This is a genomic window from Curtobacterium sp. LFS084 (assembly GCF_047977705.1).
Lineage (GTDB): Bacteria > Actinomycetota > Actinomycetes > Actinomycetales > Microbacteriaceae > Curtobacterium.
In genome coordinates this window covers 25,667-36,209 of sequence record NZ_JBFPFM010000033.1, presented here as the reverse complement: position 1 = coordinate 36,209, position 10,543 = coordinate 25,667, and the positions used below count along the sequence as shown (strand labels likewise).

Annotated in this window: 14 protein-coding genes; 6 read left to right on the top strand and 8 right to left on the bottom strand. The window is 72.5% G+C overall.

Going from position 1 to position 10,543, the window contains the following annotated elements; genetic code table 11:
• Positions 1 to 107 precede the first annotated feature (107 nt).
• Positions 108 to 596 carry a DUF427 domain-containing protein gene (locus ACNQOV_RS14705; RefSeq protein WP_402261910.1) on the top strand — a complete coding sequence of 163 codons (489 nt, stop codon included), beginning with the start codon at positions 108 to 110 and terminating at the stop codon, positions 594 to 596.
• Between the two features lie 88 nt (positions 597 to 684).
• On the opposite strand, the gene ACNQOV_RS14700 is transcribed toward ACNQOV_RS14705, so the two are convergent.
• Entirely contained in the window at positions 685 to 1,020 is a 336-nt protein-coding gene (locus tag ACNQOV_RS14700; RefSeq protein ID WP_022905859.1) for a hypothetical protein, read from the bottom strand.
• Between the two features lie 83 nt (positions 1,021 to 1,103).
• On the opposite strand from ACNQOV_RS14700, the gene ACNQOV_RS14695 reads away from it, so the two are divergent.
• The 3 genes from ACNQOV_RS14695 (at position 1,104) to ACNQOV_RS14685 (ending at position 2,476) form a co-directional block, all read left to right on the top strand.
• Complete coding sequence (locus ACNQOV_RS14695) at positions 1,104 to 1,481, top strand: hypothetical protein (RefSeq protein ID WP_402261915.1); 378 nt, start codon at positions 1,104 to 1,106, stop codon at positions 1,479 to 1,481.
• Positions 1,482 to 1,483: 2 nt separating this feature from the next.
• Complete coding sequence (locus tag ACNQOV_RS14690; protein ID WP_022905861.1) at positions 1,484 to 1,903, top strand: DUF6264 family protein; 420 nt, start codon at positions 1,484 to 1,486, stop codon at positions 1,901 to 1,903.
• A gap of 93 nt (positions 1,904 to 1,996) precedes the next feature.
• Positions 1,997 to 2,476, top strand: a complete 480-nt coding sequence (locus tag ACNQOV_RS14685; protein ID WP_416395412.1) for a hypothetical protein — start codon at positions 1,997 to 1,999, stop codon at positions 2,474 to 2,476.
• Between the two features lie 8 nt (positions 2,477 to 2,484).
• On the opposite strand, the gene ACNQOV_RS14680 is transcribed toward ACNQOV_RS14685, so the two are convergent.
• Entirely contained in the window at positions 2,485 to 3,105 is a 621-nt protein-coding gene (locus ACNQOV_RS14680; protein WP_416395410.1) for a hypothetical protein, read from the bottom strand.
• A 112-nt stretch (positions 3,106 to 3,217) separates the two neighbouring features.
• Entirely contained in the window at positions 3,218 to 4,693 is a 1,476-nt protein-coding gene (locus ACNQOV_RS14675; protein ID WP_402261922.1) for an APC family permease, read from the bottom strand.
• Positions 4,694 to 4,825: 132 nt separating this feature from the next.
• Here ACNQOV_RS14675 and ACNQOV_RS14670 point away from each other — a divergent pair, with 132 nt between their 5' ends.
• Entirely contained in the window at positions 4,826 to 5,251 is a 426-nt protein-coding gene (locus ACNQOV_RS14670) for a DUF6892 domain-containing protein (RefSeq protein WP_416395407.1), read from the top strand.
• 61 nt (positions 5,252 to 5,312) lie between these two features.
• Here the strand turns inward: ACNQOV_RS14670 and ACNQOV_RS14665 are convergent, their stop codons facing one another.
• From ACNQOV_RS14665 to ACNQOV_RS14655, 3 genes are read right to left on the bottom strand one after another with little or no spacing between them, the layout of a single operon-like run.
• The gene (locus ACNQOV_RS14665; protein ID WP_416395405.1) at positions 5,313 to 5,930 is read right to left on the bottom strand and encodes a uracil-DNA glycosylase; all 618 of its coding nucleotides are present in this window, start codon (positions 5,928 to 5,930) and stop codon (positions 5,313 to 5,315) included.
• On the bottom strand, positions 5,927 to 7,129 hold the full coding sequence (locus ACNQOV_RS14660) for a glycosyltransferase (RefSeq protein ID WP_416395403.1): 1,203 nt from the start codon (positions 7,127 to 7,129) through the stop codon (positions 5,927 to 5,929). The genes ACNQOV_RS14665 and ACNQOV_RS14660 overlap by 4 nt, the downstream gene beginning before the upstream one ends.
• A 9-nt stretch (positions 7,130 to 7,138) precedes the next feature.
• Positions 7,139 to 7,975 (bottom strand): DUF429 domain-containing protein, encoded by an 837-nt coding sequence (locus tag ACNQOV_RS14655; RefSeq protein ID WP_416395401.1) that lies wholly within the window; start codon positions 7,973 to 7,975, stop codon positions 7,139 to 7,141.
• Between the two features lie 214 nt (positions 7,976 to 8,189).
• Between ACNQOV_RS14655 and ligD the strand changes: the two genes are divergently transcribed.
• Positions 8,190 to 9,209: a non-homologous end-joining DNA ligase gene (gene ligD, locus ACNQOV_RS14650; protein WP_416395399.1), complete on the top strand. Its 1,020-nt coding sequence runs from the start codon at positions 8,190 to 8,192 to the stop codon at positions 9,207 to 9,209.
• Positions 9,210 to 9,214: 5 nt separating this feature from the next.
• On the opposite strand, the gene ACNQOV_RS14645 is transcribed toward ligD, so the two are convergent.
• Together ACNQOV_RS14645 and ACNQOV_RS14640 are read right to left on the bottom strand one after the other, a co-directional pair.
• Positions 9,215 to 9,358 (bottom strand): hypothetical protein, encoded by a 144-nt coding sequence (locus ACNQOV_RS14645; RefSeq protein WP_416395397.1) that lies wholly within the window; start codon positions 9,356 to 9,358, stop codon positions 9,215 to 9,217.
• Positions 9,359 to 9,440: 82 nt separating this feature from the next.
• Positions 9,441 to 10,490 (bottom strand): ATP-dependent DNA ligase, encoded by a 1,050-nt coding sequence (locus tag ACNQOV_RS14640; protein ID WP_416395395.1) that lies wholly within the window; start codon positions 10,488 to 10,490, stop codon positions 9,441 to 9,443.
• Between the last annotated feature and the right edge of the window lie 53 nt (positions 10,491 to 10,543).

Sequence of the window (10,543 nt, the reverse complement as noted above, 5' to 3'; positions counted from 1 at the left end):
CGCCCGCGCCCCGCGCCAGCGTGACCGCGCGCCGGGGGCGAGCCGGCGGGGCGGGGGTGGGCCGCGCCTCCGGGCCTGCGGGCAGGGAACCGGCGTAGACGGGAACCATGCGTCGACCGAACCGTACCGAGCCCGCCCCCGGCCAGGAGTCCGTGTGGGACTACCCGCGGCCCCCAGCCGTCGAAGCGGTGCACGACCGTGTGGTGGTGCGGCTCGGCGGCGAGGTCGTCGTCGACACGACGGACGCGGTACGGGTGCTCGAGACCTCGCACCCGCCGGTGTACTACGTGCCGATGGCCGACCTCGAGCTGCGGCCGGCCGAGGGGTCGAGCATGTGCGAGTTCAAGGGCCGCGCACGGTACTTCGACGTGATCGGCGGGGACGTCGTCGCGCCGCGGGCCGCCTGGAACTACCCGACGCCGGAGCCGGGCTACGAGCAGCTGCGCGACCGGGTGGCGATCTACCCGTCGGCGATGGACTCGTGCGAGGTCGGCGGCGAGGTCGTCCAGGCGCAGGAGGGGGACTTCTACGGGGGCTGGATCACCTCGCGGGTGGTCGGGCCGTTCAAGGGGGCGCCGGGCACGCTCGGGTGGTGAGAGGTCGGCGGCTGGCACGCGCGGCGGTCGGGCTGCGGCGGTCCGGACGCAGCGGTCGCTGCGGCGGTCCGGGCGCGGCGGTCGCTGCTCAGCGGTTGGCGTACGGCGTCCAGAACGGTGACGGGAACGCGCCGCCGGTGACGACGACCAGCAGCTGCCACACGAGCATCACGAGCCCGAGCACGCCGAGGACGATCCCGATCCACGACCACACCCGCACCCCGCGCTGGGTCCGTCGCGCGATCGACAGGGCACGCCAACCGCTCGCGATGGTCACGACACCGAACACTGCGCCGAGCACGGCGTGCCGCCCCATCGAGGCGGCCGGGACGATGAACCCCATGTAGAGCGCCACCGGACCGAGCAGCGCGGCCAGGACGGCGGGAGCCGCGGGCGGCTCGTGGTCGCGGGAGGCTGTTCCCATGCGTCCGAACCTAGCGGGACGCGCGGGGGCTGTCCGACGCGCGGGTGCGCACCTCGGGTCGCCGGGAGGGGCACGATGGACCCATGCGATCCTTCCTCCGCGTCCTGCTCGGCCTCGCGCTCGTCTTCGCCGGGACGAGCCACCTCACCTTCGCCCGCCAGGACTTCCGTGCCCAGGTGCCCGAGTTCGTCCCGCTCGACGAGGACACCACGGTGCTGGCATCCGGGATCGCGGAGATCAGCCTCGGCAGCGCGCTGGTGCTCGCACCCCGTCGCTCGCGTCGCCTCGTCGGGAACGTGGCGGCCCTGTTCTTCACGGCGATCTTCCCCGGGAACATCTCGCAGTGGCTGAACCGCCGCGACGCCTTCGGCCTCGACACCGACGTCAAGCGCATCGGCCGCCTGTTCGGGCAGCCGCTCCTCATCGCCTGGGCGCTCTGGTCCACGCGCGGGCAGCGGTAGGCATGCAGGCCCCCGTGGTCGCGGATCCGCTCGGCTCCGGCCCGGCGGCGTTCGGACGGGAGGCGCGACACCCCCTGGCAGGCGGCCGTCGCGTCGCGGACGTGGTCGCGACGGTCGTCCTGCTGGTGGTGCTGGCCGCGGAGTCGGTGGTCGCCGGTGGCGGCATCGTGTTCCTGTCGCTCGCGTTCAGTTCGTGCGGCGCTCCGGGCAACTCCTGCGACGAGACGCTCGGCGGTGCGGTGGTCTACGCCGGGCCGGTGCTCGTCGCCCTCGTGCTCGTCGCGGCGCTGGTGGTCTGCGTGCTGCGGCTCGTGCGGCGTCGGCTGTCGTGGCCGTTCGCCCTGGTCGGCATCGCGGCGGTGGTGGCGGTGTTCTTCGGCGCGATGCTGCTCGTGGACAGCGCGATCTCCCACGGCATCTGAGGACGTTCCTCCACAGGCGGCCGCTGAACCGCGGCCGTCCACAGATCGCGACCGGTCGCCCAGCGACGGGGGCGATCCGGCGACGCTGAGGGCATGCCAGACACCGACATGCTCGACCGCCTCATCCGCACGACCGTCCGCACCGACGACGACGTGGTGGACCTCGTGACCGCCCTCGTCGAACGCCCGATCACCCGCCAGTGCTGGGTCCTCTTCCTCGACGAACACGCCGTCCCGGTGTCGTTCGTGATGCCGATCTCGGACCTGCCGTGGGAACCGGACGAACACGTCGAGGACTTCGCCGCGCTCGTCCGGGACGTCCTCGTCCAGGTCGCCGCGGCCGAGGTCGTGCTCGTGTGGGAGCGACCCGGCGAATCCCGACTCTTCCCGGTCGACTGGGAGTGGGTCGACGCGTGTGCGTGCGCGTTCGAGGAGCACCACGTCCGGCTCCGCGCGCAGGTGGCGGTCCACACCGGGGGCATCGCGATCGTGTCCCTCGACGACGTCGAGCCGGTCGATCGTGCCGTACCCCCGGCGCCGATCGACGACGATCCGCTCCCGCTCGCGTCGTGACGGGGCGGTCAGCCCTGCGGCGCAGTGTCGGGCACGGTCTGCCCGGTGAGGCCCTCGACGACGGCCTTCGCCTCGGGCCAGAACTTCGCGTAGTGGTCGGGGTCCGAGTTGATCTGGACGGCGTGCGCCATCTGGGTCGGCGTCATCGTCTTCCACCCCGGGGTCTTCACGAGCTTCGTGTAGAACATCGTCGCCGCGGTGTACGGGTCCATCCGCTGCTCGTACGTGCCCCAGGCGCCGTTGTCGCGCTGCTGGAAGAGCCCGCGGCTGTCGGGTCCGGCGGCGTCCCCGTGGTCGAGGTTCACCAGGCTCGATTCCCCGATCGCGGTCATCACGCCGACCGCCTGCGTGTGCGGCCCGATGCCCATGGCCTGGGCGGCGCTGATGACGTACGCGGCGTTGACCAGGCGGTCCTGGCAGAACCCGGCGACGGGTCCGGCGGGGACGACGATGCCGCCGACGGTCCTCGACGCGACGTCGGGGCAGGTGGGCGTGGGGTCCGCGGTGACCGACCGGGCGGCGCCGGAGAGCGAGTTCACCGCGATCACGATGACGACCACGACGCCGATGCCGATCGCGACGACGCCCGCGCCGAACACCGACGCGAGCGTGATGCCGACGCGGCGCATGGCGGGTCCTCTCGGGCGGGGCGGGTCAGGCGGAGCACGAAGAGGCTACGTGCGCCGCCTGGGAACCGCACCCGCCCGATCGGGGGTGTCGCGGGACCGGTCGGTCGGCGGCTCAGGCGTCTCGGTGGTCCCGGTCGGTGCGCGGCGCCGACTCGTCCGGGTGCTGGACCTTCGTCGGTTCGGTGACCAGCCCGGTGGGCGCCTTCTCGGCACGCTTCCGACCGTGGGTGAACCACGTCACGATCCAGAGCAGGATCCCGAGCGCGAGCAGGGCGCCCGCGATCTCGTACTGCTGCGGATCACGCCCGGACGAGAAGGGCAGGACGAGCCACAGGCACGTGACGACACCGATGATCGGCACGACGACCCCGGCGCGGAAGTGCTTGTGGTCGACCTTGTCGCGGCGGAGCACGAGCACCGACAGGTTCACCACGGCGAACACCGACAGCAGCAGGAGCGAGGTCGTACCGCCGAGCACCACGACGATGGGGGAGTCGGGATCGAGCGACACCCACCCGATCAGCAGCAGCGAGATGAGGGTCGTGAAGACGATCGCGGTGGACGGCGTGCGGCGCGTCGGGGAGACCCGGGCGAGGAAGCCGGGCAGGACGCCCTGCTTGCTCATGCCGTACAGCAGTCGCGACGCCATCATCATGTTGATCAGGGCGGTGTTGGCCACGGCGAACATCGAGATGAACGGCAGCAGGTCGGCGATCGGGAAGTCCGGCGCCGCGGTCTGCACGACGGTGACCAGCGGCGTCTCGTTGCCGGCGAGCTCGCCGATCGGCACGACCGCCACGGCGCAGATCGACACGAGCACGTAGATCACGGCGGTGATGCCGAGGCCGGTGAGCATGACCTTCGGGAAGATCCGAGAGGGGTCCTTCGTCTCCTCGGCCATGTTCACCGAGTCCTCGAAGCCGACCATGGCGAAGAACGCCAGCGAGGTGGCGGTCGACACGGAGAGCAGGAGCGTCTTGTCCTCCGGCGTCTCGAACATCACCACCCGCGAGAAGTCCGCGTTGCCGCCGGCGATGGCCCAGAAGCCGATGAGGATCACCATCACGAGACCGGACAGCTCGACCAGGGTGAGGACGACGTTCGTCTTGACGCTCTCGCTCACACCCCGGAAGTTGATGGCCATCACGGCGAGCATGAAGCCCATCGCGATGAGCATCACGACGCCGTTCGGCAGCTCCAGCCCGAACCCGGCACCGAGGTTCGCCGCGAAGGCCCGCGACGCCGTCGACGCCGACGTGATGCCGGAGCACATCACGATGAACGTCACGATGAAGGTGACGAAGTGGATGCCGAACGCCTTGTGGACGTACAGTGCCGCCCCGGCGGTCTGCGGGTACTTCGTGACGAGCTCGAGGTACGAGAACGCCGTCAGCAGGGCCACGGCGAACGCGATGAGGAACGGGAGCCACGCAGCCCCGCCGACCTCGGCTGCGACCTGACCCGTCAGCGCGTAGACGCCCGTGCCGAGGATGTCCCCGACGATGAACAACAGCAGGAGTTTGGGACCGATGACCCGCCGGAGCTCGGTCTGCTCCTGCTGCGGGCGCTCTGTGTTGGTTGTGGCCATGCGTCAGCCTGTCCCGTTCCACGCCATCCTGTCCAGTCTCACAGGCGAATCGGCGCGGATCGCAACACGGATGTGTCACCCCCGACACGAGACGCCGGGCGTGTCCGGGCACCGACGGCTACGCTCCGGGCCATGTACAGCGAGTCGAACACGACCGAGGAGCCCGTGGAGTTCGCGGACTTCAACGCGAAGCTGCTCGTGCTCGACGTGCTCTGCTACGACCTGGACGCCCTCGACCCCTACGACGGCGATGACGACGAGACCGACGAGGACCTCGACGTCGAGGGGCAGGACGACCGTGCCCGCGAGTACTACGACGACCTCGAACTCCTGCCGTCGCAGCTGTCGCTCGTCACGGAGCTGACGGTCGACTCCGACCTCGAGGTCCTGCAGGACGTGCACCCGGGGTGGGACGGCTCCGACGACCGCTACGACCCGCAGAACTGGGACGACCTGCTCGACCTGCCCGCGCTCGGCACCGTGTACGCCGCGGCGCCGCTGCCGGCGCACGTCGTCGAGCGGCTCGCCGCGAAGGGCGTCGAGGTCCGCTCCGCCTGAGCGGGGCCCCTGCCGCTGCCGCTCCGGCGGTGAGCGGTGAAGTGCGTCCCGCACCGCCCGGTCAGCGGCGGAGCGCCAGCACCTGCTCGGTGAACTGCGCGGCCCCGCCCTGCGCCGGGTGCCGCACCGCCACGGCGTCGATCCCCGCCAACGCCAACGCTCCCTGCGCCTTCCGCCCGACGGCGACGACCCGGACGTCGACCCCGGCCGGCCCCGCCCGCAGCGCACCGAGCAGCGCGAGCGCGACCGGGGCGCCGTCGCGGACCTCGGCGGGCCGCGGCGTCCGGTTCGTCAGCCGGTCGGGCGCGGCGAACGGGTGGTGCGGGAAGATCGCCCACGTCATCGGCAGCGCCCCGTGCCACGACGCCAGCGCGGCCTGCACCACGCGCGACGACGCCTCCCACGGGGCGGTCGGCTCGGGCGGCACGAGGTACCCGGCGCCGAGCTCCCGCATGCTCGTGAACGGCACACCGGTGTTCGTCATGCCGCGCCACCCCGGGGCCTCGGCGACGAGCACCGTGTCCGCCTCGGCCCCGACGGTCGTGAGGTACCGCTCGAGGTTCGCGCGCCGCAACCGTCCGGGAGCGGTCCCGACGTCGTACAGCGCCTCGGCGTCGTCCGCGACCGGCACCGCGTCGAGCGCCGCCCAGAACGCGTCGAACCGGTCGTCGGTGGTCACGAGCGTCCCAGCACCCGGCGGTACACGTCCTCGAGCCCGGCGGCGGACCGCTCCCAGCTCAGCCGCTCGGCGTGTTCCCGGCCTGCGGCGGCGAGCGAGGCCGAGTACGACGCGTCGGTCAGGATGCGCTCGGTCTCCGCAGCCCAGACAGCCGGATCGCGGGACTCGAGCACCACCCCTGTCTCGCCGTCCACCACGGCCTCACGGAGTCCACCGGCGGCGGCGGCCACGACCGGCACCCCGGACGCCGAGCCCTCGAGCGCGACGAGACCGTACGTCTCGGAGTGCGACGGCACCAGCACGGCTGCCGCGCCGCGGAACAGGATCGCCAGGTCGGCCCGCGACTGCGGACCGACGAACGTGACGCGGTCGGCGATGCCGAGTCGGGCCGCGAGCCGACGCAGTTCGTCCACGTAGTCGCCCGCTTCGCTCGAGGCGTCCCCGGCGATGACGAGGGTGGGTCGCGCCTCCTGGCTGATGGCGGCGATCGCCTCGATCGCCAGGTCCAGCCCCTTCAACGGCTGCACCCGTGCCGCGGCGACCACGTAGGGGACGTCCGCGCGACGGGCGCCGGCGGCCGACGGTCGGAACACCGATCCGTCCACCCCCGGTGGCACGATCCAGATGTGACCCGGCGCGCCGCCGAGGCGCGTCCGGACCGTGTCGGCCTCGGCCGAGGACACGACGACGACCGCGTCCGAGTCCTGCGAGAGCATGCGCTCGCCGGCCATCCGGCCCGCGGACTCCGGCCGCTCGCCCTCGGACAGCGGTGTGTCGCTGTCGGCCGCGATCGAGTGGAAGGACTGCACGTGCGGGATGCCGCGCTCCCGGGCCACGGGCAGCGCCGCCACCCCGGAGAACCAGTGGTGGGAGTGGAGGACGTCGTACGGGCCGAGGTGCTCGAGCTCGTGGCGGAACGGCTCGATGAACGCGTCGTGCTCGCCCTTCGGCACCGGTTCGGCGGGCCCCGCCGACAGGAACCGCAGGCAGACGCCCGGCACGAGCGAGACCGAGTCCGGCTGCGTCGGCGACGAGCGCCGCGTGATGATGTCGACGTGGTGGCCGCGGTCGGCCAGCGCCTCGGCCTGGTGGCGGACGACGACGTTCATGCCGCCGACCTCGCCGGAGCCGGGTTCGTCGCCGGGGGAGGTGTGCAGCGACACCAGCCCGATGCGCAGGGGTTCGGTGGTGGTGCTCACCGCGCAAGCCTAGCCGCGCGTCGGCCGCTGCGACGGGCGCGCGGGCGCCACCACGACGGGCCGTCGGCCCGCCTCGTCCAGGGCGTCGGACGGGAGGCGCGGATCGCCTCCCAGGATCTGCACCCGCTCGTCGCCGTGCTGCTCCCAGAACGCGGCCGTCCAGGCGCACAGCGCGCCGTCGAGCAGGTCCTCCCGGTGCTTGTGCGTCGGCCCGTGGATCCCCGAGGGCTCCGCCAGCGCCCGGGTCAGTGGATGCGTTTCGAGCCGGAGCGGTGGGTCCAGCGGCGTCTCGCGCAGTCGACGCACGAGCTCGTCGAACGCCGCCGCCCGGCGAGCCCGGGCCGTCGCCGGCGGGACCGTGAGGTCGAGCCGCTTGTAGCGCGGCCGCTCGACGTCGTAGCCGAGCTCCTCGACGCCGACGAGCGTCGTGTACGGGTAGCACTCGAACATCGCCGGCCCCGTCCGCTCCCGCATCGCCGCCGTCGACGACACGTACCCGACGCCCAGGGCCGTCAGCCGCTCGAGCAGTCGGGCCCCGGCGCTCGCCGCGGATGCGAGGTTCGTCGGGTTCGCGGCGACCTTCCACCGGCCGTAGCGCTGGCCGACCTGCCGTTCGGCCTCGCGGATGCCCGTCGGGTTCGTCACGACGAGCGAGGCGTCCACGGCGATGAGGGAGCGCTCGCCGAGGTGTGCGGCGATCCAGTCGGTGACGGCGTCGACGCCCCGGGCCCAGCCCGCGTCGGTCACCCGGCCGCCGGCGTCCATCGCGACGAGCCCGGTCTCGTTCGGTGCGCGGGTCGCGGTGCCGAGGCCCCACGCCAGGTCGACCCCGAGGTACGCGTTCACCCGTCCATCGTGCACGCCGAGCGGGCGCGACGTGCCGCGTGCGGACCGCCGAGCGGGCGAAAGATGCCGCTCCCGCGCGTCGAGCGGGACGTATTCTGCCCGCTCGGCGAGGCAGGCAGGCAGGCGGGCGAGGCGGGCGGGCGAGGCGGGCGGGACAGGACGGCAGGGGCGCGGCTGGGGCCGGGCGCGGGCCCGCCCGTGTACGGTCCGCTGCATGGCGAGCGAAGCGACGACGCTGACGGTCCCGGGGCCGGACGGCGACCGGGAGGTCCGGATCAGCAGCCCCTCCCGCGTGCTTTGGCCCCACGCCGGGATCACGAAGCTCGACCTGGCGGAGTACCTCGTCGCCGTCGGTGCCGCGTTCGTCCGGGCGAACGGGGACCGTCCGATCTCGTTGCAGCGGTTCCCGGGCGGCGTCGACGGCGAGCAGTTCTTCTCGAAGAACCCGCCGAAGGGTGCCCCCGACTACGTCCGCGCGGTCACGGTCACCTACCCGAGCGGTCGGCAGCACCCGCAGCTCGTGGTGGACGAGCCGGCCGTCGCGGTCTGGGCGGCGCAGATGAACACGGTGGTCTTCCACCCGTGGGCCTCCCGTGCCGAGGACCCTGACCACCCGGACCAGCTCCGCATCGACCTCGACCCGCAGCCCGGCACCGACTTCCACGACACCGTCCCGGTCGCCCACGAGCTGCGGAAGGTGCTCGACGAGGTCGGGCTGACGGCGTGGATCAAGACGAGCGGGAACCGCGGGCTGCACGTCTTCGCGCCGATCCACCCCGAGCACGAGTTCCTCGACGTCCGGCACGCGGTGATCGCCGCGGCGCGTGAACTCGAGCGCCGGATGCCCGACCGGGTGACGACGGCTTGGTGGAAGGAGGAGCGCGGCGAGCGGGTGTTCGTCGACTTCAACCAGGCGAACCGCGACCGGACGATGGCGGGCGCATACAGCCCGCGGGCACTGGCGCACGCCGCGGTGTCGACCCCGATCACGTGGGACGAGCTCGACGACGCGGACCCGACGACGTTCACGGTCCGGTCGGTCCCGGATCGCCTGCAGACCACCGGCGACCCGTGGGAGGGCATGCACGAGGACCCCGCGAGCATCGCACCGCTCCTGGCGTGGTGGGAACGCGACCTGGCGAACGGCGAGGGTGAGCTGCCGTTCCCGCCGGACTTCCCGAAGATGCCGGGGGAGCCGTCCCGCGTCCAGCCGTCACGCGCGAAGAAGGCCTGAACGCGTCAGACGGCGGCGCAGTCCTCGGCTCGACCCTCGGGCTCGGCGACCCGGGTGGTGTGCGTGGGGAGCGAGACGCTCGCCGTGTGCAGACGCGTCAGACGGGACCACGTCCCGCGGTGGACGTCGCTGATGCCGTCGATGATCATGTCCCGCTCCCGTCTGCTCGATGCGGATGCGTCCGCATGGATCAAGTTACCTAGTTAGCCTAACTACATCAATGTGTGAGCGTCAATCGGACATGAGGACGGCGTCGAGGTCGTAGGCGGCCGGGACCTCGAGCTGGTCGAAGCCGCACGACGCGGCCTCGCGGTCCGGACGCCACCGTTCGAACTGGACCGTGTGCCGGAACCGATCGCCCTCCATCTGGTCGTACCGGACCTCGAGGACCAGCGACGGCACCAGCCGGACGAACGACGTGTCCCGACCCGACGAGAACCGCGACCGTTCCCCGGCACCGGTGACGGGCCTCCCGTCGTCGTCCCGGAGGACCACCGGGTCGAGCTCGTCGACCAACTCGGCTCGGCGCTTGTCCGAGAAGGCGGAGACGCCGCCCACCTGGTGGAGCTCGCCGTCATCGCCGTACAGCCCGACGAGCAGGGAGCCGACGCCGGTCCCGCTCTTGTGGACCCGGTAGCCGATCGCCACGACGTCCGCGGTCCGGTGGTGCTTCACCTTGAGCATCGTGCGCTTGTTCGGCTCGTAGGGCTTCGCGCGGGGCTTCGCGACGACACCGTCGAGCCCGGCGCCCTCGAACGTGGTGAGCCAGTCGCGGGCGAGGTCGACGTCGAGGGTGGTGCGCGTGACGTAGAGCGGGTCGGACATGCCTGTCGCGAGCGCGTCCAGGCGCGAGCGACGCTCGTCGAACGGCAGGTCCAGCAGCTCCTCGCCGTCGACCGCGAGCAGGTCGAACGCGACGAACTGCGCGGGGGTCTCGGCGCTGAGCGTCGCGATGCGTGAGGCCGCGGGGTGGATCCGCTGCGACAGCGCCTCCCAGTCGAGCCGTTCCGCCCCGGCGGTCCCGGAGCGCAGGATCACCTCGCCGTCGAGCACCACCGGGTGCGCGCGGCCGCCGAACTGCGCCCGGAACGCCGCGACGAGCTCCGGGAAGTAGCGGGTGAGCGGCTTCGCTCCTCGGCTGCCGATCTCGACGTCGTCGCCGTCGATCGTCACGATGCCGCGGAAGCCGTCCCACTTCGGCTCGTAGCGCAGGCCACCACGGACGCTGTCGGGGTCGGGCACGGTGGCGACGGCCTTGGCGAGCATCGGTGCGATCTCCATGCGCCCTGTCTACTCGGGTGGTCGCGTCCGTCCGGCAGGGCCGGTCCGGTGTC

What these genes read in the sequence shown, in the direction of transcription:
- ACNQOV_RS14705 (WP_402261910.1), top strand. Translation starts at nt 108, where the DNA reads ATGCGTCGACCGAACCGTACCGAGCCCGCCCCCGGCCAGGAGTCCGTG.
- ACNQOV_RS14700 (WP_022905859.1), bottom strand. Translation starts at nt 1,020, where the DNA reads ATGGGAACAGCCTCCCGCGACCACGAGCCGCCCGCGGCTCCCGCCGTC.
- ACNQOV_RS14695 (WP_402261915.1), top strand. Translation starts at nt 1,104, where the DNA reads ATGCGATCCTTCCTCCGCGTCCTGCTCGGCCTCGCGCTCGTCTTCGCC.
- ACNQOV_RS14690 (WP_022905861.1), top strand. Translation starts at nt 1,484, where the DNA reads ATGCAGGCCCCCGTGGTCGCGGATCCGCTCGGCTCCGGCCCGGCGGCG.
- ACNQOV_RS14685 (WP_416395412.1), top strand. Translation starts at nt 1,997, where the DNA reads ATGCCAGACACCGACATGCTCGACCGCCTCATCCGCACGACCGTCCGC.
- ACNQOV_RS14680 (WP_416395410.1), bottom strand. Translation starts at nt 3,105, where the DNA reads ATGCGCCGCGTCGGCATCACGCTCGCGTCGGTGTTCGGCGCGGGCGTC.
- ACNQOV_RS14675 (WP_402261922.1), bottom strand. Translation starts at nt 4,693, where the DNA reads ATGGCCACAACCAACACAGAGCGCCCGCAGCAGGAGCAGACCGAGCTC.
- ACNQOV_RS14670 (WP_416395407.1), top strand. Translation starts at nt 4,826, where the DNA reads ATGTACAGCGAGTCGAACACGACCGAGGAGCCCGTGGAGTTCGCGGAC.
- ligD (WP_416395399.1), top strand. Translation starts at nt 8,190, where the DNA reads ATGGCGAGCGAAGCGACGACGCTGACGGTCCCGGGGCCGGACGGCGAC.
- ACNQOV_RS14645 (WP_416395397.1), bottom strand. Translation starts at nt 9,358, where the DNA reads ATGATCATCGACGGCATCAGCGACGTCCACCGCGGGACGTGGTCCCGT.
- ACNQOV_RS14640 (WP_416395395.1), bottom strand. Translation starts at nt 10,490, where the DNA reads ATGGAGATCGCACCGATGCTCGCCAAGGCCGTCGCCACCGTGCCCGAC.